19 protein-coding genes are annotated in these 22,580 nt (G+C 41.1%); 6 read left to right on the plus strand and 13 right to left on the minus strand.

Annotation, left to right across the window (positions count from 1 at the left end; translation table 11 throughout):
• Positions 1-186 precede the first annotated feature (186 nt).
• Entirely contained in the window at positions 187-606 is a 420-nt protein-coding gene (zntR, locus tag A6E03_RS18655) for a Zn(2+)-responsive transcriptional regulator (protein ID WP_065592934.1), read from the plus strand.
• 90 nt (positions 607-696) lie between these two features.
• Entirely contained in the window at positions 697-1,005 is a 309-nt protein-coding gene (locus A6E03_RS18660; protein WP_065601499.1) for a hypothetical protein, read from the plus strand.
• Positions 1,006-1,156: 151 nt separating this feature from the next.
• Here A6E03_RS18660 and fis read toward each other — a convergent pair whose 3' ends face one another.
• From fis to A6E03_RS18705, 9 genes are all read right to left on the minus strand, one after another.
• Positions 1,157-1,453, minus strand: a complete 297-nt coding sequence (fis, locus tag A6E03_RS18665) for a DNA-binding transcriptional regulator Fis (RefSeq protein ID WP_005421285.1) — start codon at positions 1,451-1,453, stop codon at positions 1,157-1,159.
• 22 nt (positions 1,454-1,475) lie between these two features.
• The gene (gene dusB, locus A6E03_RS18670) at positions 1,476-2,444 is read right to left on the minus strand and encodes a tRNA dihydrouridine synthase DusB (protein ID WP_065592935.1); all 969 of its coding nucleotides are present in this window, start codon (positions 2,442-2,444) and stop codon (positions 1,476-1,478) included.
• Between the two features lie 195 nt (positions 2,445-2,639).
• Positions 2,640-3,524, minus strand: a complete 885-nt coding sequence (gene prmA, locus A6E03_RS18675) for a 50S ribosomal protein L11 methyltransferase (protein ID WP_065601500.1) — start codon at positions 3,522-3,524, stop codon at positions 2,640-2,642.
• A gap of 115 nt (positions 3,525-3,639) precedes the next feature.
• A complete protein-coding gene (accC, locus tag A6E03_RS18680) occupies positions 3,640-4,983 on the minus strand; it encodes an acetyl-CoA carboxylase biotin carboxylase subunit (RefSeq protein WP_065592887.1) in 1,344 nt (447 codons plus the stop codon).
• A gap of 11 nt (positions 4,984-4,994) precedes the next feature.
• Positions 4,995-5,453, minus strand: a complete 459-nt coding sequence (gene accB / locus A6E03_RS18685; RefSeq protein ID WP_065592888.1) for an acetyl-CoA carboxylase biotin carboxyl carrier protein — start codon at positions 5,451-5,453, stop codon at positions 4,995-4,997.
• 31 nt (positions 5,454-5,484) lie between these two features.
• Positions 5,485-5,934, minus strand: coding sequence for a type II 3-dehydroquinate dehydratase (gene aroQ, locus A6E03_RS18690; RefSeq protein ID WP_065592889.1), 450 nt, complete (start codon positions 5,932-5,934; stop codon positions 5,485-5,487).
• Between the two features lie 452 nt (positions 5,935-6,386).
• Complete coding sequence (gene acs / locus A6E03_RS18695; RefSeq protein ID WP_065601501.1) at positions 6,387-8,336, minus strand: acetate--CoA ligase; 1,950 nt, start codon at positions 8,334-8,336, stop codon at positions 6,387-6,389.
• Between the two features lie 204 nt (positions 8,337-8,540).
• Complete coding sequence (locus tag A6E03_RS18700) at positions 8,541-9,182, minus strand: 3'-5' exonuclease (protein WP_065601502.1); 642 nt, start codon at positions 9,180-9,182, stop codon at positions 8,541-8,543.
• Positions 9,183-9,187: 5 nt separating this feature from the next.
• Positions 9,188-11,020 carry a DUF294 nucleotidyltransferase-like domain-containing protein gene (locus tag A6E03_RS18705; RefSeq protein ID WP_065601503.1) on the minus strand — a complete coding sequence of 611 codons (1,833 nt, stop codon included), beginning with the start codon at positions 11,018-11,020 and terminating at the stop codon, positions 9,188-9,190.
• Positions 11,021-11,234: 214 nt separating this feature from the next.
• Here A6E03_RS18705 and A6E03_RS18710 point away from each other — a divergent pair, with 214 nt between their 5' ends.
• Together A6E03_RS18710 and A6E03_RS18715 are read left to right on the plus strand one after the other, a co-directional pair.
• Positions 11,235-12,380 carry a 3-phenylpropionate MFS transporter gene (locus tag A6E03_RS18710; protein WP_065601504.1) on the plus strand — a complete coding sequence of 382 codons (1,146 nt, stop codon included), beginning with the start codon at positions 11,235-11,237 and terminating at the stop codon, positions 12,378-12,380.
• 134 nt (positions 12,381-12,514) lie between these two features.
• Positions 12,515-15,961, plus strand: a complete 3,447-nt coding sequence (locus tag A6E03_RS18715) for a PAS domain-containing hybrid sensor histidine kinase/response regulator (RefSeq protein ID WP_065601505.1) — start codon at positions 12,515-12,517, stop codon at positions 15,959-15,961.
• Positions 15,962-16,066: 105 nt separating this feature from the next.
• Here A6E03_RS18715 and A6E03_RS18720 read toward each other — a convergent pair whose 3' ends face one another.
• From A6E03_RS18720 to A6E03_RS18735, 4 genes are all read right to left on the minus strand, one after another.
• Positions 16,067-17,770, minus strand: a complete 1,704-nt coding sequence (locus tag A6E03_RS18720) for a sodium:solute symporter family protein (protein ID WP_065592895.1) — start codon at positions 17,768-17,770, stop codon at positions 16,067-16,069.
• Between the two features lie 10 nt (positions 17,771-17,780).
• Positions 17,781-18,047, minus strand: a complete 267-nt coding sequence (locus tag A6E03_RS18725) for a DUF4212 domain-containing protein (protein ID WP_065592896.1) — start codon at positions 18,045-18,047, stop codon at positions 17,781-17,783.
• Between the two features lie 203 nt (positions 18,048-18,250).
• Positions 18,251-18,874, minus strand: a complete 624-nt coding sequence (locus A6E03_RS18730; RefSeq protein ID WP_065592897.1) for a MarC family protein — start codon at positions 18,872-18,874, stop codon at positions 18,251-18,253.
• An 85-nt stretch (positions 18,875-18,959) separates the two neighbouring features.
• Positions 18,960-19,589, minus strand: a complete 630-nt coding sequence (locus tag A6E03_RS18735; RefSeq protein ID WP_065592898.1) for a response regulator transcription factor — start codon at positions 19,587-19,589, stop codon at positions 18,960-18,962.
• Between the two features lie 226 nt (positions 19,590-19,815).
• Here A6E03_RS18735 and A6E03_RS18740 point away from each other — a divergent pair, with 226 nt between their 5' ends.
• Both A6E03_RS18740 and glmS read left to right on the plus strand, forming a co-directional pair.
• The gene (locus tag A6E03_RS18740) at positions 19,816-20,580 is read left to right on the plus strand and encodes a DeoR/GlpR family DNA-binding transcription regulator (RefSeq protein ID WP_065592899.1); all 765 of its coding nucleotides are present in this window, start codon (positions 19,816-19,818) and stop codon (positions 20,578-20,580) included.
• Between the two features lie 120 nt (positions 20,581-20,700).
• A complete protein-coding gene (gene glmS / locus A6E03_RS18745) occupies positions 20,701-22,533 on the plus strand; it encodes a glutamine--fructose-6-phosphate transaminase (isomerizing) (protein WP_065601506.1) in 1,833 nt (610 codons plus the stop codon).
• The last annotated feature ends 47 nt before the right edge of the window (positions 22,534-22,580 follow it).

The following is a 22,580-nucleotide window of genomic DNA, read 5'->3' on the forward strand; positions in this document are numbered from 1 at the left end:
CCAGTTTTGGGAAATACCCTAATAAAGAGTTAAGCGCGAAACATCACATCAACGTAATGGCGCATATTCTAACTAAAGTTAAACAAAAAAGCTTCCGCAATCGATTGCATTCTCAAAAAAAGATGCCCTTTTTGGTAAAAAGGAATGAAAATGGGAGCAGAAGAAGAGGGATTAGCACGAATGAAAATGTATTTAATTGGTGAGTTGGCAAAACACTGTAATGTAACCAGTGATACATTACGTTTTTATGAAAAAAATGGATTACTCATTCCGTCGGGAAGAAGCAGTAGCGGTTATCGTCTTTATAATGAAGAAAATCTAGCGCAAATTCGTTTTATTTTAAAAGCAAAGCAATTGGGTTTGACTCTTGATGAGATTAAAGAGTTACTTGCGATTCGCTTAGAGGCAACTAAACACAGCTGTGCTGAAGTTAAATCGATCACACAGACTAAGTTAACGATTATAGATGAGAAGATTGCACAACTCACGGATATACGTACCGCATTGAAAAGCATTAATGATGCGTGCTGTGGCCATATTGATGAGGATGCTTCGCATTGCTCAATACTTTCAGCACTGGCGGATTTAGAAGAAAAGAAAGCGTAATTTATTGTAACGGTTTATTAAAGATGTTGATAAAATGGTCGATAGATTAATGTATAAAGAGATGAGTAAAAATTAGGTGAGAGCCAATTAATGGAAAAACAATACGTAATGAAATTGCTTTCCGCCCTGAAAGTTATCGACAGAAAAATCAGTGAACAAGGGAAAGCAGTCATGGAGCTTGATGCTCGCATTAAGCGTATTGAAGCTCAAAACGCTAAGATCGCTAAAATGATTGATAGCGGTGGTACTCAAGGTACGAGTATATCAGGAGCCTCAGTTGATTTAAGTGAACTTGATGATCGCTTGAAAGGCATTGAAGAGAAAACAGCAAAAGCCGTTGAGCTTATTCGCTCAGGAGTTGGCGCTGGTGGTGGTAAGAAACGAGCTTGGCCGCCATAATTGGTAAGAGATTTAAAGCCGATATTACAGAAATGTAGTATCGGTTTTTTTATGCTTATTGATTAGTACAAGACATAGTAGGCTTTATCTTAGATATAAAAAAAGCAGCGTTAATTGCTTAACACTGCTTTGAATTTTTAATAAGACTTGATTAGTTCATGCCGTATTTTTTAAGTTTCTTACGAAGTGTACCACGGTTGATACCCATCATATTTGCTGCTTTTGTTTGGTTGCCGCGAGTATGCTGCATGATCATGTCTAGTAGAGGTTGCTCTACTTCAGCTAATACTAATTCATATAAGTCGTTAACTTCTTGACCGTTTAATTGGCCTAAGTAGTTTTTCAGCGAAGCCTTAACAGAGTCACGTAGTGGCTTCTGAGTAATCTGGTCTTGTGCTGTAACTGTTGTAACTGTTAATGCTTCTGAAGTCATAGATTGATCGAACATATTCTGTTTAGCTCTTCTGTTATTATGATGCAACGTGGTCGAAATAGCTTTCAAGCTGTTGAAGTTGCTGATGGGCATCTTCAATAGCATTAAAGCCGCGGCGGAATTCATTTGCTTGTTCGTGCTCTTTTAAATACCAACCCACATGCTTACGAGCAATGCGAGGGCCTAAAAACTCACCATAAAATAGGTGAAGCGCTTGAACATGACCCAATAAAGTGGCCTTCACTTCTTCAATAGGAAGAGGTGGCATGAATTCGCCCGTTTCTAAATAATGTTGGATTTCTTGAAAAATCCATGGCCTACCTTGTGCAGGACGGCCGATCATTAAAGCGTCTGCGCCGGTGTAATCCAGCACAAAACGAGCCTTTTCCGGTGAGTCAATATCACCGTTTGCTATAACCGGAATCGAAATCGCTTCTTTTACCGCTTTAATGTTGTCGTACTCAGCATCACCTTTGTACATGCAAGCTCTGGTACGCCCATGGAGCGCTAAAGCTTGAATGCCGCATTGTTCTGCCATTTTTGCAACCTGAACACAGTTTCTATTGTCCGGATCCCAGCCTGTACGCGTTTTCAGAGTAACAGGAACATCAACTGCATTCACAACTGCCAATAAGATCTCTTCAATCAAATCTGGGCGTTGTAGGAGCGCTGAGCCTGCAAGCTTCTTATTCACTTTCTTAGCAGGGCATCCCATATTGATATCGATGATTTGCGCACCAGTCTCAACACAGTATCGCGCTGCTTCCGCCATTAACTTAGGATCTGCCCCTGCAATTTGTACCGAGCGAATACCAGATTCACCTTCATGCACCATGCGATTTTGGGACTTAGATGTTTTCCACAGTTTTGGATTAGAAGACATCATTTCGCTTACAGCCATGCCTGCGCCGTAACGCATACACAATTCACGAAAAGGTTTATCAGTCACACCAGCCATAGGAGCAACGATAAGATTGTTCTTTAATGTATATTTACCTATCTGCAAAACATCCACGCACGTTTGTGTCGGCAAGGGCGCGCATTTTACGCATTTTTTCCTCGCCTGAAAAGACCAAATTTTGAGCATTTACAAATTGTTTGTGCAATTTGTTTATATTTCAGTCAATTAGATGGTTTTATGCCTCAAATTTAGTATTGAGGCATTGAAGTTTTTTCTAGGAAGAGTAGGTCTTGGAGGCCGTTACTTCTTAATTCCAGAGATTCTGCACCATTCTTGTTGCTCTGCAATTGCATCAAGAGTGAAGTTATCTGAGTAGTATGAAGCAACACTATCTGCTTGAGTATCGAGCACGCCAGACATAGCTAGTACGCCACCTGGTTTCACATGAGCCGTAATAATACTTGAAAGCTCACGTAAAGGGGCTGCAAGAATATTAGCGACAACCACATCAGCAACTAGGTTTTCAGGTTGGTCTTGAGGAAGGAAAAGCGCTAGTTGATCAGCAACACCATTGCGAGTGGCATTGTCTTTTGATGCAGTGATCGCTTGAGGATCAATGTCGATCCCAACAACTTTCGCTGCACCTAATTTGATCGCTGCGATCGCTAAGATGCCAGAACCACAACCGAAGTCGATAACTGTTTTACCAGTAAGATCGATGCTTTCTAGCCATTCAAGACAAAGTGCGGTTGTTGCGTGCGTACCTGTACCGAATGCAAGGCCAGGATCAAGCATTACGTTGATAGCGTCAGGTTCTGGGATTTCACGCCAGCTTGGGCAAATCCATAAGCGTTCGCCAAATTTCATTGGGTGGAAGTTGTCCATCCATTCGCGTTCCCAATCTTTATCTTCAAGTTGCTCTACTTTGTAAGCAAAATTGTCATCAAGAATGGTGCTTGCTTTCAATTGTGTAATGACTAAATCCATGTCGGTTTCTGCATCATAAAGAGCAACAATGTCTGTTTCACCCCATAAACGAGTCTCTCCAGGAAGAGGTTCAAAGATAGGGCTATCTTTAGCATCTAAAAATGTAACAGAAAGTGCACCAGTTTCTTCTACTAGCATATCGCTGATGAGTTCAGCATTTTCCGATGTTGCATTTAGTTTTACTTGAATCCAAGGCATGGGGATCACTTTATTTAGTTGAAAATATCGGCGAATTTTATCATAGAAAAAGGCCGTGAGTGTAATCACTCACGGCCTTTATTTATTTCTTAGCTTAAAGAATGAAAATTATGCCTTATTGAAGACCTAATTTTTTCTCAAGATAATGAATATTCGCACCGCCGTGTTGGAAGTTTTCATCATTCATAATATCTAAGTGTAAAGAGATATTAGTATTAATGCCTTCAACAATCATTTCGCTTAATGCGTTCTTCATACGAGCTATAGCAACATCACGGTTCTCACCGTAAGTAATTAGCTTACCGATCATTGAGTCGTAATGTGGTGGTACTGTGTAGCCGGTATAAATATGAGATTCCCAACGAACGCCCATGCCACCAGGTGCATGAAAACGTGTAATCTTACCTGGTGAAGGTAGGAAACGAACAGGATCTTCAGCATTTATACGACACTCAATAGAGTGGCCACGTAGCTTGATATCATCTTGAGTGAAAGAAAGAGGTTGACCTGCAGCAATGCGCAGTTGCTCTTTGATTAAGTCGATACCCGTTACCATTTCAGTAATCGTGTGCTCAACTTGAATACGTGTATTCATCTCAATGAAGTAGAATTCACCATTTTCGTATAGGAATTCAAAAGTACCAGCACCACGATAAGCGATATCAACACAAGCTCGCGTACAACGCTCACCGATGTATTTACGCATCTCTTCAGTGATACCTGGAGCCGGAGCTTCTTCAACCACTTTTTGGTGACGACGTTGCATAGAACAATCACGTTCACCAAGGTGTATTGCGTTGCCTTGACCGTCAGCAATGATTTGTACTTCAATGTGGCGAGGGTTTTCAAGGAATTTCTCCATGTAAACCGTACCATCACCAAAACACGCAGTCGCTTCAGCACGAGTCATTGCAATCGCTTCAATAAGGTCTTTTTCTGCACGAACAACACGCATACCACGACCACCGCCACCGCTAGAGGCTTTGATGATAATTGGGTAGCCGATACGTTTAGCAAATGATTTATTTTTTGCTTCATCGTTATCTAACGGGCCGTCAGAACCAGGTACACAAGGTACACCGGCTTTTTTCATTGAGCTGATCGCAGACACTTTGTCACCCATCATACGGATAGTTTCCGCTTTTGGACCAACAAAGATGAAGCCTGAACGTTCAACTTGCTCTGCAAAATCAGCATTTTCAGCTAAGAAACCGTAACCTGGGTGAACAGCAACAGCCCCTGTTACTTCTGCCGCGCTGATGATTCGAGGGATGTTTAAGTAGCTGTCAGCACTGCGAGCTGGGCCAATACAGATTGTTTCATCTGCAAGCAATACGTGTTTTAAATCACGGTCAGCAGTAGAGTGAACAGCAACAGTTTTAATGCCAAGTTCTTTACATGCTCGCAAGATTCGTAGTGCAATTTCACCACGGTTTGCAATAACTAATTTATCTAACATAGCAGCCTCTATTATTCGATGATAACAAGAGGTTGATCAAACTCAACCGGGTTACCGTCTTCAGCTAGAATCGCGGTAACAACACCCGATTTATCTGCTTCGATTTGGTTCATCATTTTCATTGCTTCAACGATACAAAGAGTATCACCAGCAGTGACTTGTTGACCAACTTTAACAAATGGTTTTGCATCCGGGCTAGAAGCACCGTAGAAAGTACCAACCATTGGAGAACGCACTTTGTGACCTGCGACTTCTGTAGGAGTCTCTACCACTGGAGCGGCAACAGGTAGTGCCGCTGGAGCAGCAACAGGAGCGACTGGCGCTGGGTATGGTTGCATTGGTGCTAATTGAGCCATAGGGGCAACAGCACGGCTGATGCGTACTGATTCTTCACCTTCAGAGATCTCAAGTTCAGCAATGCCAGATTCTTCAACTAGTTCAATTAGTTTTTTAATTTTGCGGATATCCATTGTGTCATCTCTTCTGTTTTATATTCAGTGATTAATTTGAACGCAGGCGTTTTATCGCTGCATTCAAAGCAAATTCGTAGCCATCTGCGCCTAACCCACAAATCACGCCTACGGCTTTATCGGAAAGATAAGAGTGGTGGCGGAAAGGTTCGCGAGCATGGACATTAGATAAATGTACTTCGATAAAAGGAATATCAACACCAAGCAATGCGTCACGTAAAGCGACACTCGTATGAGTAAACGCTGCTGGATTGATAATAATGAAATCAATACGTTGATATGCATTATGAATAGCTTCGATCAGCTCATATTCACGATTAGATTGTAAATGCTCAAGTTCAACATTCAATGCATTCGCTTGAACGGTAAGAGTATTGACAATTTGTTCTAAATTTTGACTGCCATAATGTGCAGGCTCTCGAAGACCTAATAGATTAAGGTTCGGGCCATTGAGAACTAAAATTCGCGATTGAGTAGACATTGTGATGCTAAATTCCTTGTTTTTACAGTTAAAGTAAAAAAAGCACATCTTTTATATTAGATTCGATGAACTTTTGCAATTTTTGTCTTGCGAATGCTCATAAAAAGCAATTATAGACAATATCACAGCAAATCGCAGCAAAATACTGGTCTTATCAGCTCTAAGTTTCATTTGTTGTTCAAAAAATAAAACGCATTTTGGCTTGAATTTGACAATTAGAATCTAATCGAATGGTTAAGTTCTGTTGTTTTATCTGTTAATTAACAAATACTTCTAACTTGTGGAACAATTATACAGTTTTTGATTTCGTTTATTCATCAGAAATTCTTTTGGAAGAAATTGTTATGTCAATTTGAGCTAGAAGTCACAAGAAAAAAGCCACTATTATGTTTAATAGTGGCTTTTTTACTAAGCTGAGTTTTTACTCTACGAGAGAATTTTCATTGTTCTATTTAGGCAATTTTTCTTTGCTCTTCAATGAGTTTATCAACCACACTTGGGTCCGCCAATGTAGAAGTATCTCCTAGATTAGAGGTGTCTCCCGTTGCTATCTTACGAAGAATACGACGCATGATTTTTCCTGAACGAGTTTTAGGCAGCGAATCTGTCCAGTGTAAAAAATCAGGTGTAGCGATAGGTCCAATTTCTTTTCTCACCCAATCTTTGACTTCTTTATGAAGTTCCGCACTTGGGTATTCACCCGAATTTAGGGTGATGTATGCGTAAATCGCTTGGCCTTTAATATCATGTGGAACACCAACAATTGCTGCTTCTGCGATTTTACTGAAAGAAACGAGCGCGGATTCAACTTCCGCGGTGCCCATTCGATGACCCGAAACATTTAATACGTCATCAACACGGCCAGTGATCCAATAATACCCATCTTCATCACGTCGAGCGCCATCGCTGGTAAAATACATCCCTTTAAAGGTTGAGAAGTACGTTTGTTCAAAGCGGTCATGATCACCGTAGATGGTGCGCATTTGCCCCGGCCATGAATCGGTAATCACGAGATTTCCATCGGCAGCACCTTCAATAAGGTTACCCATGTTATCAACCAAAGCAGGTTGAACACCAAAGAATGGACGAGTTGCTGACCCCGGTTTTAATGCGGTTGCACCAGGAAGAGGAGAGATTAAGATCCCACCCGTTTCGGTTTGCCACCATGTATCAACGATTGGGCAGCGAGCATCACCAATGGTGTTGTAATACCATTCCCATGCTTCAGGGTTGATTGGTTCGCCGACGGATCCCATCACGCGTAATGAGGATCTTGAGGTTCCTTCTACTGCGTCATTACCGTGAGCCATGAGTGCTCGAATGGCTGTTGGTGCAGTATAAAGAATATTTACGTTGTGCTTATCGACCACTTCACTCATGCGGCTAGTGCTTGGGTAGTTTGGCACACCTTCAAACAGAATGGTTTTTGCGCCATTAGCGAGAGGTCCGTAGATTAAATAAGTATGGCCAGTGATCCAACCTACATCAGCGGTACACCAGAAGACTTCACCTTCTTGGTAATCAAAGATGTATTTGAAGGTCATTGCTGCATAAACAAGGTAGCCGCCAGTGGTGTGTAATACACCTTTTGGTTTACCTGTTGAGCCTGAGGTGTAAAGAATGAAAAGAGGATCTTCTGCATTCATTGCTTCTGGTTCACAATGGGCAGACGCAACCGCTGTTGCTTGATGCCACCATACATCACGATCTTCAGTCCACTCAATGTCATTACCAGTACGTTGGAATACAACCACTTTTTCAATGGTTGTGACTTCAGGGTTATTTAATGCATCGTCGACGTTTTTCTTTAGAGGTACGGTACGACCGCCACGAACGCCTTCATCGGCGGTGATCACGACTTTCGCATCGGAATCAACAATTCGACCTGCCAATGCTTCTGGTGAGAACCCACCAAAAACAACCGTGTGAACTGCACCAATACGAGTACAAGCAAGCATTGCAACGGCTGCTTCAGCAACCATTGGCATATAAATGCACACGACATCGCCTTTACGAACGCCTTGACTCTTAAGTGCGTTTGAGAATTTACACACTTGTTCGTGAAGTTCGTTGAAGGTAATTGACGCATCATCTTGTGGATCATCGCCTTCCCAAATAATAGCGACTTCATCGCCACGAGTGGCAAGATGGCGATCAATGCAGTTTGCAGAGACATTGAGTTTGCCATCTTCAAACCATTTAATGTCTACGTGGCCAGTATCAAAAGAGGTATTTTTTACTTTAGTGTAAGGAGTCATCCAATCGACTATTTGTCCATGCTCACGCCAGAAACCTTCAGGGTTAATAACGGATTGCTGGTACATTTCACGGTATTTATCTTCATCGGCATGTGCATTGTTGGCGATGTCTTGATTGACTGGGTATACGTGAATGTCACTCATGTTGGTTCTCCTTGTGAATACAGCAAATATCCAGATTAGTATGTCGCTGAATTTATGGCAGTGCCTTCATTGGCTCTGCTCTTTTATTAGTAGGGTTGATATTACTTTCTGCTAGAAATGTGTTTTCAACAATTAGACTTTAGTCAGAGAAAGAAAGGTTTACTGAATTTTTGACCAGATAAGAGTTGGTTTTTGAGAGGCAGATCAGTAACTGTGAGCATTTCTTATTTTAGGTAGATCGGGAAAATCTCCATAAGTTAAGCGCACATAAATAAGAGCAGCAGCAATGGCATCCTCAAGGGCATCATGGCGTTCGGCCTGTGGTAGGTCTAAATGTCGAGAAATCGCTTCAATGCTTAAATCGTAATACGCATTAGGTAATAGTCTTTCTAATTTGTGATGATAAAGATGACTCACTTCAATAAGTCGGTTTGGTAGGGGGTGAGTGAAGTGACGTAGGCAGACGCGATCTAAAATCTTCTTATCATAGCGAATGTGGTACCCAACAATTGGGCAGCGTCCAATAAATTTAATGAGTAGCTCAAGGGCCTCTTTTTCTGATATCCCGTGAGTTAAATCTTGGTGTCTTAATTGATGTATTTTAACTGAATCAGAAGTCAGGCTCTGTGGAGGTCTTAATTTTAGATGAAGGGTCTGGCTTGTGAGTACTCGATTATTTTTTATTTTGATAGCAGCAATTGAGACCAATTCGGCATGATTCGGGTCAAGGCTAGTGGTTTCACAATCTATAGAAACCAACTCATCTCCAGAGTAAGGAGTAAATAACTCACGATGTGGATGAGTTCGTAATTTATAGTGCCACCAGCAGCGTTGTAGTCGATTCATTATTATTAATCCCTGATCTGATAATGATAACCAAGCCATTCTTTGAATTTTTTAACGATGTGTAAACTGTGGCGCAATAAATCCCGTTCAGTTCTATCAAGTTGTTCTATGTGAATATGATTAGTGAGTTGAGCTGTTTTCTCTTGTAATTGATGACGTAAGCGCCATTTGAAAAATAGCTTTAAGGCTTCACTTAAATTATCTGCTGTCGATGGTTCGAGTACTTTACGTTGGCATAATTCGTCAATACGTTGGAAAGTGTTGGTTTTATCAATCCCTTGCTCTAGTGACAATGTTCGGATCCCGTGAACAATGGGAAAAATAGCGCCTTGCTTGATATCAATCCCTTCTTTTTTATTTTTTATATTGCCAAACAAAGTCAATGGAACGGTAAATTGAAGAGCGGGACGAATAAAAAAACTGAGGATGAGATCATTATCGTTGAGTTTATTCGTTATGCATTGCTTTAAGGGGGTAAGTAACTCGCGATTACCTGCAATGGCTTGAGCATCAGAAAAAATAGCTAAATTCATCATGTTATTGCCGTTATGTTCAGTGCATATTTTTTCAATATAATGTAGCCATTCTCCCTCTGTTTTTACCCAATGAGGATTACTTACCATTATGTTTCCTTTGCATAATGGGTAACCTAATTGTTGTAGTGTTTGGGTTAACTTTTTCATCAACGTATGAACATTGGGCCATTCAACGTTATCTTCAATGATTAAGGCATTGTCTTGATCTGTTTTTAGGACTTGTTCTCCTCGACCTTCAGAGCCCATGACAATGAAGCAGCAATGATTATGTAAGCTTTTAGGCACAATCAAACTGAATGCTTTTTCAATGATTTGTTCATTAACGGTTGAGATTAACTCCATAATAAATCGAGTTCGAATACCATTATTAATTAAAGTTTCAATGAGTTGCGTTTGACTGTTGGCTGCTATTGCGAGCTCTTCAATGCTTTGTGCTCTAGCGATCCGTAACGTAAGGACATGGGAGTGTGTTGAAAAAAGACTCAAGACTTGTGTCATATCTAACATGCCAATGAGTTGATTATTTTCGAGAACAGCAACGCGTTTTACTCGATGTCGAGTCATTAACGTCATGGCGTTAAAGAGGTAGTCATCCTTATGAACATGAACAATAGGATAAGTTGCTATTGGTCCCGCGGGCTGATTAGGGTTAAGCCCATCAAGCATTAAGGCGTGCAATAAGTCGGTTCGAGTAATAATGCCAAAAGGTAAGTGGTTGCTGGTTGCTTGATGTCGTTTGTCGTATTGATTCAACTCTACAAATAAAGCGTCTGCATTATTTTCTTTGAGTAAATGCGTGACGTGTTTTAATGACGTATTTCCATCGACAACGAGGCACTCTTGAATCGTATCATCATCCACTTTGGTGAGTATAAATTCGGCGAGGTTTTGTTGTTGGTGAGCTTGTGTAATTAATGCTTTTCGTTTGGCTAAACTGTTATTGAAATAGGCAGAAAAGGCATGATTATTTTTATATAAAGAGAGAAAAACAGAGCTAGGAAGAAGATGACATAATGTATCTTCGATTGCGTGATAGGTGTGTTTGGCGGAACCTTCAAATTGAGATCGAATATCAAAAAGATCATCATGGGTATAATGCGCGTAGATTTCTCCATTGCTATTTGAACGCTCTTCAACAACTCCCTTTATGATGATGAAGACATTTTCAGGCTCTTGCCCTTCATGCAGTAATGTATCTCCCGTTCGGAAATAGGCAATATCGACATGACGGGTTAATTGCTCTTGCTCTTGAGTTGTTAGAGTATTGAATGGAGCAATTGAGAAATTGAGTTCACTTGGCATAGCTCCATCCTTACCTTGGTTAGTGTGCTTATTTTCACTATAAATCACTAAATAATGAAGACGACTTTAGTCTAGGTCTCTTATTTATTGATTAAAAATTGAAGCCGAAGTCACATTTTAAAAGGTGCAGTTTTCATCTGTTCTGTTTTCCCTTTTTATAAATCAATACGATGCCATAATGTCCGCCTCTTTTTATTTCCTTTTGGACATTGTCATGTTTCGCGTATCTCCCTTTGCTTGGATCTCTCAATATTTTGGTGGATTCTTTTTTGCCTACGGCGTGTATTTACCTTTTTGGGCGTTGTGGTTTGAAGATCAGGGGGTATCTGCTGGAGATATCGGCGTTTTAATTGGTTTAGGTTTTGCGACGCGTTGTGTTGCGAATTTAGTGATTACCCCTCGTTTACATAAAGTGGAATATTTAATCCCTGCATTACGAGTATTGACGCTCGCCTCCTTAGTTGCGCTCGGTTTGTTTTTAATTAATGGCGGTAATTTCTGGTGGATGGCATTTGTCACCGTATTATTTAATTTGTCATGCGGGCCAGCCGTTCCATTGTCAGATGCGATGACAAATTACTACGCAAAAAATAATTTATTGGATTATGGTCGAACGCGTTTATGGGGGTCTGTGAGTTTTATTGTGGGATCGACGGTTGTTGGTTATCTAGTCTCTGGCTTTGGTACGGATATGATAGTTTATACTGCGATAGCTGGGATATTAGCGGCACTATTCTTAGTGATGCGAAATCCAAATCCTATGCCGGTTTCGGTAGCTGAAGAAGATCAAACTCGACCAAAATTACTTTCACTGTTAAGTGAAACGCCAGTCTTAAAATTTATTATTTTAGTGTCACTAATCCAAGGCAGTCATGCTGCGTATTACAGTTTCAGCTCTATTTATTGGAAAGAATCAGGCTATCAAGAAAGTACGATTGGCTACTTATGGAGCTTGGGTGTGGTCGCTGAAGTGATGATATTCGCGTTCAGTAAACAATTGTTTGCGGGCTGGAAAATATCAACCTTATTTAAAGTGGCAGCAGTAGGGGTAATGGTTCGTTGGGGTCTGACCGCGGCTACCACTGATTTAGTTGCCTTAGTATTTGTTCAAGCATTGCATGGTGTTACTTTTGCAATGGCGCATTTAGCGGCGATTCAATACATTCAAAAATTCCCTCAAAACAAGATGATCCCACTGCAAGCCCTGTATAACGCAATTCCTTTGGGTGCGTTTATTGCCTTAATGACGACATTAAGTGGTTGGGGTTATGAAGCGTGGGGCGCGAATATTTTCTGGATAATGGCGGCAATGGGTATTTTTGCTCTGATGATTAAACTGGATAAAGTAAAAGATAAATAGGCCCTAATCACATTTGTTGGCTTGGTTAAAAACGAAGCAATAATAAAACGCTAGAATGGTGCTACAGAGTATTTGTACCTTTCTAGCGTTTTTTTTAAATAAAAAATCTAGTTTGGTATCACTAAGGATGAGTGATGACACAAGGATGGATTGTAGTGCCAGTTTCGCTGGCTTATTTAGGGTTACTATTTTTAATTGCTTGGTATGGTGATCGCCAAAAAGGGTGGCTTGCACGTTATCGGCCATGGATTTACAGCCTTTCTATTGCCGTTTATTGCACCTCTTGGACCTTTTATGGCACCGTAGGCCAAGCCACCAATAACCCGTGGGCTTTCCTTCCTATTTATCTTGCCCCCATTCTTGTTTTTGTTTTTGCATGGCGTTTTTTAGCCCGAATTATTCTGATTGCAAAGCGAGAGCACATTACGTCCATTGCCGATTTTATTGCGGCTCGTTACGGTAAATCTCAAGGCTTGGCCGGTGTTATTACGGTCATTGCGGTGATTGGTATTCTTCCTTATATAGCGTTGCAATTACGAGGGATAACCATGGGGCTTGATCTTGTTGCCCCTAATTTAGCGCAAGATTTAGGGTATCAAGATGGTCATATCTCTTGGTTTGTTGGTGGCGCGCTCGCTATTTTTACCATCCTATTTGGGACTCGACATATAGATACGACGGAGCATCATCGAGGTTTGATGATGGCTGTTGCATTTGAATCCATCGTTAAGCTTGTTGCCTTTCTTTCGGTTGGCGGTTTCATTTTATATTTGGCGTATTCAGATCCGAATGTTGATTTGATTACCGTAGCAAAAGAAACCTACCAATCGCCTAATTTAATAACGTTACTGTTCCATACTTTATTAACAATGGCGGCAATTATTTGTTTGCCTCGTCAGTTCCACACAACGGTGGTGGAGAACGAACAAGCGCAAGATTTACGAACCGCTCGTTGGGTATTTCCTCTCTATTTATTCTTGATGGGTTTATTTGTTTTACCTATTTCATGGGCGGGTCAGGCATTACTTGCTGGTGGTGTGAGCGATGCATTTGTTATTAGTGTGCCATTATCGATTGGTGCCGAGCATATGGCGCTGCTGGCTTTTGTCGGGGGAACGTCTGCGGCAAGTGGTATGGTTATTGTCTCGACGATTGCGCTTGCTATCATGGTTTCAAATGATCTCGTATTGCCTTTGTTATTACGCCGGGTAAAAACAAACGCTCGTACATTTGGGCATTTTTCTAAGTTATTAGTGACGATTCGACGCTTGTTGATAGTATTATTATTAGCGGGTGCGTGGGGATTTTATCAAGCGTTAGATTCAATAGATTCCCTCTCTGTTATTGGATTATTAGCGTTTGCAGCGATAGCTCAATTTGCACCGGCGCTTATTGGTGGTTTGTATTGGAGACAAGGAAATAAAAAAGGGGTCTATGCAGGATTAGCGATTGGCTTTGTAGTGTGGCTAATTACCTTAATGAGTCAAACTCAAATGCTAGCAGGCAGTGCAGAAGATAACTTTTTATTGTGGATAATTACACCTCCAGAGTGGTTACAACAATTGGATGTAAAAACGTCTGATTGGGGGATGATGTTGAGTCTAGGTTTAAATGCCGTGTTATTTATTCTTGTTTCTTCGGTTACACGAGCATCGCTAAGTGAACGCTTACAAGCCGCGGCTTTTGTTGGTGCTCCATTGCCTGAAAGTGAGGACGTAAGCGTATACCAAACTCGCGTGACGGTTGCCGAACTTGAAATGTTGGCTTCTCGTTTTGTTGGTAGAAAAAGAGCAAGAAAAGCGTTTCGTCAGTTTGCAGAACAGCATGATGAAGAATTACTGCCACAGCAACAAGCCACCTCTCAATTAATTAGGCACACGGAACGTGTTCTTGCTGGAGTTTTTGGTGCTTCCTCTTCTCGGTTGGTATTAACCTCTGCATTGCGAGGGAGAAATATGCAATTGGAAGAAGTTGCGACCATCGTAGATGAAGCGTCGGAGCTTTATGATTTTAGTCGAGGCTTATTACAAGGAGCAATTGAGCACATAAGCCAAGGTATTGCAGTGGTTGATAAACAGATGAAGTTGGTCGCATGGAACCAACGTTATTTGGAATTATTTACATTTCCGGTAGGACTTATTCAAGTTGGTCGACCGATTGCGGATGTAATTCGTCATAATGCAGAGCAAGGATTGTGTGGCCCGGGGGATCCTGAAATACACGTTCAACGACGAGTAGAGCATTTAGAAAGAGGAACGCGTCATGTTTCTTCACGGATCAGAGCGGATGGGCAGGTGATTGAGGTACAAGGAAATCCGATGCCGAATGGCGGTTTTGTGATGAGTTTTACCGATATTACCGTTTTTAGACAGGCAGAAAAAGCATTAAAAGAAACCAATGAAAGTCTAGAGTTTCGAGTGCATGAACGAACCAAAGAATTAGAAAAATTGAATCAGCGATTGGTGGGTGCTACCCAAAGTGCTGAAAAAGCCTCGCATTCAAAAACACGATTATTAGCGGCAGTGAGCCACGATTTAATGCAACCCTTGAATGCTGCCCGTTTGTTTGCCTCTTCATTAAGTGAAGTGGCTAAAGATGGTGAGACAAAGAAAATATCAGGGCATATTGAAAGTGCATTAGGGGCGGCAGAAGAGTTAATAGGTGATTTATTGGATATTTCTCGTTTAGAAGCGGGTAAGTTAGAAACCAATGTTCACGGCTTTTCGCTCCACCATATGCTCTCTAATTTAGAGGCTGAATTTGGTGCTCTAGCGAAACAACAAGGGATTGATTTTTCGGTGATTCATTCTGATGTGGTGGTGGAATCCGATCCAAAATTATTACGTCGAGTATTACAGAATTTCTTAACCAACGCCTTTCGATATAACCCTCAAGGAAAAGTGGTTCTTGGTGCCAGAAGAGTCGAAGGTAAAATTCGTCTTGATGTATGGGACAGCGGCATTGGTATTGCAGAAGAGAAACAACAAGCTATTTTTGAAGAGTTTACTCGTGTCGATCAGGGACGAGCTGATCAAGGGTTAGGCTTGGGATTAGCGATAGCTAGAGGGATCTCTCATGTACTTGGTCATACCATTTCTTTACGTTCATGGGTCAATAAAGGCTCGGTGTTTTCTGTCACATTGGAGCGTGGTGTGGCGCTTGAAAGCGATACGCCTACCATAACCCAAAAGCCGGAATTACCATTAAGTTCGGTTCGCGTGTTGTGTGTGGACAATGAACCAGACATTTTAATTGGCATGGAATCACTACTTGAACGTTGGGGTTGTGAAGTAAAAACAGCGACAGACTTAATGGGAAGTTTACGTTGTTTAGAAGACGATTGGGTACCCGATGTCATCTTCTCAGATTACCGATTGGATAACGACAGAACGGGCTTAGAAGTATTACAACAATGCCGCTTACGTTTAGGTAATAACTTTGAAGGGGTGATGATCAGCGCAGATAAAACTGAGGATTTACTAGAAAGTATTAAAAGTAATGGTTTTGGTTTTATTGCAAAGCCAGTCAAACCGTTAAAATTAAGGTCTGTGTTAAATCGCCACACTACCTCAGTGGTTTAGGACTCATCATAAAAGAAGGGAGCTAGCATAACTAACTCCCTTTTCATATCAGCCAAATTATTTTTCTGACGTTACTCTGGTTCTATTAAACTGAACATTATCAGATTAATGGTCGTGAGCTTCACCCGCACCTTTAGGGTAACGAATAGATTCCACTAAATCTTGTACATCTTGTGGTACTTCAGCCGTTACTTTATTTACTGCAATCGAGACTATGAAGTTCAGACACATACCTAGCGTACCGATCCCTTCAGGGCTGATACCAAACCACCAGTTATCAGGTGTACTTGCTGCGGGGTTAATGAATTTAAAGTAAACAATATAAGCGGTAGTGAATACGACACCTGAAACCATACCTGCAATCGCCCCTTCTTTATTCATCTTCTTATAGAAAATACCTAAGATAATAGCAGGGAAGAAGGACGCTGCGGCTAAACCGAAGGAGAACGCGACCACCTGTGCTACAAAGCCCGGAGGATTAATCCCTAAGTAACCAGCACCAACGATGGCAACAATCGCAGCAAGTCGGGCGGCGAGCAATTCCTGCTTATCTGTCATATTTGGCTTAAAGCCTTTTTTCAATAAATCATGAGAGATAGAGGTCGATATTACCAGTAGTAGACCAGCAGCGGTTGATAATGCAGCGGCTAAGCCACCGGCAGCCAACAGTGCAACAACCCAGTTTGGTAAATTTGCTAGTTCAGGTGATGCTAGAACGATGATATCTCGGTTGATGTCCATTTCATTACGTTCATCACCAGAATAGAACATTTTTCCATCGCCATTTTTATCTTCCCAACCGACTAGACCCGTGTCTTCCCAGTTTTTATACCAACTCGGAGCATCAGCCGCTGCAACCCCCTGGTTGTCGGTTCCATTAATGGTTTCAATCATATTTACACGAGCAAACGCGGCAACCGCAGGTGCTGTGGTGTATAGGAATGAGATAAACAGTAATGCCCAACCCGCAGAAATACGTGCATCTTTAACGCGAGGAACCGTGAAGAAGCGAATAATTACATGAGGTAGACCCGCAGTACCAACCATAAGAGCGGCACAGATAAAGAAGACATCAACCATGCTCTTAGAGCCATCGGTATATGGCGTAAAGCCAAGTTCAGTTGTTAATCCATCGAGTTTATCCAGTAGATATACCTCTGATCCTGTCACAGTGGAGCCCATGCCAAGTTGAGGGAAAACATTATCTGTCATCATGATAGAGGTGAAAACCGCAGGAACAAGAAAGGCGAAAATGAGGACACAGAATTGAGCAACCTGCGTATAAGTGATGCCTTTCATGCCACCGAGTACCGCATAGAAAAATACGATACCCATACCAATGATGATGCCAACGTTAATATCAACTTCTAAGAATCGAGAGAATACAACGCCCACACCACGCATTTGTCCTGCCACATAAGTGAAAGAAACAAAGATGGCACAGAAAACAGCAACCATACGAGCGGTACGCGAGTAATAACGCTCACCGATAAAATCTGGCACAGTAAACTTACCAAATTTACGTAAATAAGGTGCAAGACATAAGGCTAAAAGAACATACCCGCCTGTCCAACCCATAAGATAAACGGCACCATCATAACCAACAAAAGAAATGATACCTGCCATAGAGATAAACGACGCTGCCGACATCCAGTCTGCTGCGGTTGCCATGCCGTTGGCAATAGGATGAACCCCACCGCCAGCCACATAAAATTCACTGGTTGAGCCAGCTCTTGCCCATATCGCAATACCGATATAAAGGGTAAAAGTAATACCTACTAATATAAACGTCCAAGTTTGGATATCCATGCTAATTCCTCTAGTCTTCTTGTACGTTGTATTTTTTATCTAATGAGTTCATTCGAACTACATAAATAAATATTAGGGCAACAAAGGTATAGATAGCGCCTTGTTGAGCAAACCAGAAACCTAATTTAAAGCCACCGATTTGAATTGCATTTAGTGGTTCAACAAACAAGATGCCTGCACCAAATGAGACTGCGAACCAGATGAAAAGTAATCCACCCATGATCCTTAGATTTTCCTTCCAATAGGCTTGTGCTTGTTCTTTTGTTTCGAACGCCATAGCCAGCTCCTTTTTAATGTTAATAATATGTAACCAAAAAGAGATTAGCAGTGAGAAAGAAAGAAAGCAGTGCAACTTTAGTCGAGCAGATAAAGAAAAACGCCCAAAATATGAGCGTTTTATGTGAGGTGGGTTGTGATTTTTCGTGTTAAATTTATGTTAATCAATACCAAGGTCTAAGAGGTATTATCTTGGATAAGTGATTAAAAATAGAAATCTTTAATTCCAAGTAGCAGGTTATTTACGGCAACGGCGGCTAAAATTAGCCCCATTACACGGCTAATGATAGCTGCGCCAACATTTCCTATTATTTTATGAATAAAGGTAGCCCCAAGTAGAAGGCATAAAGTAATGATGAGCACAACAATCATGACCGCTGCAGTCACTGATTGGTCTAAAAAGGAATATCGAGAATTATCCGTTAGCATCACAATTGCCATCATTGCGCCTGGAGAAGCAATGGAGGGAATCGCTAAAGGGTAAACCGCTAAATCTGCGAGATCTGAATGACTAATTTCTTCACTCATTTTTTGCTCTTGTTCGGGTTTACTCTCACCAAAAATCATTGTTAAGGCAAAGATGAGAAGAACCAATCCCCCTGCAACTTGAAACGCGGGTAATGGAATCTGCATCGCTTCTAATAGTAATTGACCAATAACGAGGAAAAATAACAGGACAGAGGTGGCAATAGCAACGGCTTTTAAAGCAACAACTTTACGTTGCTTAGCCGATAGATGTTGAGTTTGTGAAAGATAGACGGGTACAGAACCAATAGGATCAATAACAGCCCAAAGAACAACGAATTGAGTAACGAGGATGCTTATCATGAACTCTCCCAGAGTTAGGTTAAACAGAGGGATAAAATGAACGGGTAATATACCTTAATTTATAGACCAGTATGTTATATCAAAGTTAACTTTCAGTTTGTTGCAATAGAATAACGGCTTGGGTTCTATTTTTTACCCCTAACTTTCTAAAAATGGCTGTCATGTGCGCTTTTATTGTGGCTTCAGATACATCTAAGTCATAAGCAATTTGTTTATTAAGCAACCCATCAGAAAGCATTCCGAGAACTTTGTATTGCTGCGGAGTAAGGCTCGTAATTTTGGTGGCTAAATCGTCGCAGGCTTGTGAGTTTTTAATCGAACCTGCGGGGAAGTAAGAATCTCCGGCTAAAATCTGATTGAGTGCAGAGATCAAGGTTCGCATATCACTTGATTTAGGGATGAAACCAAAGGCACCATGGCTTTTTACTTGTGAGACAATACTGGCTTCTTCACTTGCTGATACTACAACAATAGGTAAATCAGGGTATTGAGAGCGAAGATGAATTAATCCTGACATCCCATTACTTCCTGGCATTTTTAAATCTAATAGAAGTAAATCTGGATCGGGCTCTTTTTCTAATACCTTAAGTAAGGCTTCAAGTGAATCAGCTTCAAGTAGATTTGCACCGCTGATCGCCATATGAATGGATTGAAAAAGTGCATTGCGAAATAAGGGATGATCATCCGCAATAATAATGGTGTAGTTATCGTCCATGGCTACAATGTTCCTTATAAGTTGTTCAATAAAATTAACATCTAACCGCCTTTTGAGCAATTTTTAGACGCTAAAGTCTGCGCTGTATCTCTAACTCATTTCTTGTTTTCATTAAATAAGATCAGATCTCGAGATCTTAATATTTAAAACGAATTAATTTCTAACTCTAGACAATTAATTAAAACGAAACTAAACTACTTTCAAATCGAAACTTATTGAGTTTTTTATGTCGAAGAGAAACACAAAACAACGCCGTCATATGATCCTATCTTTATTAATAGAGAAAGGAGAAATTACAGTTGAAGAGCTTTCTGAGCTCTTTGATATCTCAGAAGTAACTATTCGTAAAGATCTAACAGAGTTAGAGAAGAATGGTTTACTAATGCGTAAGTATGGCGGAGCAGTGCTAATGCCTTCGAATATTATTCAAGAAGACAACTGCGAAGAAGTTTCGAATCGAAAGTTATCTCTGGCGATTTCAGCGGTTGAATTCATTAAAGATCATAACAGGATTATTATTGATAGTGGCAGTACAACTGCGGCATTGATCAACCAACTGTCGAAGAAAAATGGATTGGTCGTCATGACTAATTCACTGCCCGTCGCCAATGCGTTGCAAGAAATTGAAAACGAACCCACGTTATTAATGACAGGGGGAACATGGGACAGTCATTCTGACTCATTTCAAGGTCAAGTGGCCGAGTCAGTATTAAGATCCTATGATTTTGATCAGTTGTTCATTGGTGCAGATGGTATTGACTTAGAGCGTGGAACCACGACCTTCAATGAACTGGTGGGATTAAGTCGAGTGATGTCTGAAGTCGCTCGTGAAGTTATTTTAATGGTTGAATCAGAAAAAATTGGTCGAAAAATTCCCAATGTAGAATTGCCATGGGACAGCATTGACGTGTTGATTACCAATAATGATTTAAGCCAAGAACACCAACAAAAAATTGAGTCACATAACGTACGAGTCATTAGAGCTCAGTGATTTAATTCTTCAATAAAGAATATCAATAATGAGCTTTTTGTTGCCCGCTCATTATCTAGACCAATCGCATTATGAAGATTGGTACCACTAAATTTAAAAATAGAATAATGGAGTATTGCCATGTGTGGGATCGTAGGTGCTGTTGCACAAAGAGATGTAGCTGAAATATTAGTTGAAGGATTACGCCGTTTAGAATACCGCGGTTATGACTCAGCTGGTGTTGCGGTTGTTGATGCGGACTGTAATTACACTCGACTACGTCGTTTGGGTAAGGTTAAAGAATTAGCGGATGCAGTCAATGAATCACACGTGGTCGGTGGTACTGGTATCGCTCATACTCGTTGGGCAACGCATGGCGAACCTTCTGAAATTAATGCTCACCCACACGTTTCTGGTGATATTACGATTGTTCACAATGGCATTATTGAAAATCACGAATCATTACGTGCGCTATTAAAAGAGCGCGGTTATGTGTTTGAATCTCAAACAGATACCGAGGTTATTGCACACTTAGTTGAGTGGGAATTACGAACGTCGGATTCTTTGATTGAAGCGGTACAAAAAACAGCGATTCAACTTGATGGTGCGTACGGTACTGTTGCAATGGATCGTCGTGATCCTGAGCGTTTAGTTGTTGCTCGATCTGGTAGCCCAATCGTTATTGGTCGTGGTGTGGGTGAAAACTTTTTAGCGTCAGATCAATTGGCGTTATTGAACGTAACTCGTCGCTTTATGTACCTTGAAGAAGGGGATGTTGCTGAAATTACTCGTCGTGATGTTCGAGTATTTGATGCGCATGGCGAACAAGTTGAGCGTGAAGTGACAGAATCGAACGCCGAGCATGATGCGGGAGATAAAGGTCAATATCGTCACTTCATGCAAAAAGAAGTGTTCGAGCAGCCAAAAGCATTAATCAATACAATGGAAGGTCGTATTACTCATGACTCTGTTGTAACAGAAAGCATTGGCGTTAATGCTGTTGAGATCCTAAATAAAGTAGAACACGTACAAATCATCGCATGTGGTACTTCTTACAACGCGGGAATGACGGCTCGTTATTGGTTTGAGTCACTTGCTGGTGTTAGTTGTGATGTCGAAATTGCCTCTGAGTTCCGTTACCGTAAATTTGTAACGCGTCCAAATAGCTTATTAATTACGTTATCTCAATCGGGTGAAACGGCTGATACGTTAGCGGCCCTTCGTCTAGCAAAAGAGCGTGGTTACATGGGTGCAATGACGGTGTGTAATGTTGCTGGTTCATCTCTTGTTCGTGAATCTGATTTTGCCTTTATGACGCGAGCAGGAACAGAGATTGGTGTGGCGTCGACTAAAGCTTTCACCACTCAGCTTGCGGCGTTATTGATGTTAGTGACGGCATTAGGTAAACAACAAAATCGTATCTCAAAAGAGAAAGAGAAAGAGATCGTTGAAGCCTTGCACGCTTTGCCCGCTCAAATAGAAAAAGCACTGTCATTTGATAAAGAAATCGAAGCGTTAGCCCCTGACTTTGCAGACAAGCAACACACGCTATTTTTAGGGCGTGGAGAGTTTTATCCAATCGCTATGGAAGCGTCGCTGAAATTAAAAGAGATTTCGTACATTCATGCGGAAGCGTATGCCGCCGGTGAATTAAAGCACGGTCCATTAGCGTTGATTGATGCGGATATGCCAGTGGTAGTGGTTGCACCAACCAATGATTTATTAGAAAAATTAAAATCAAACGTAGAAGAAGTGCGTGCTCGTGGCGGGTTACTGTATGTTTTCGCGGACGAGCAAGCGGGCTTTGAAGGCGATGAAAACATGAAGATCATTACCATGCCTCATGTTAGCGATATAACTGCACCAATCTATTATACGGTTCCAATGCAGTTGCTTTCGTATCATGTTGCCTTAATTAAAGGGACGGATGTCGATCAGCCACGTAACTTAGCAAAAGCGGTAACGGTTGAGTAAGTTTTACTCATTGATAACGAAATAAAAAACGGCAGCCTCACATAAGG

Source organism: Aliivibrio sp. 1S128 (genome assembly GCF_001691065.1).
Taxonomy (GTDB): Bacteria; Pseudomonadota; Gammaproteobacteria; order Enterobacterales; family Vibrionaceae; genus Aliivibrio.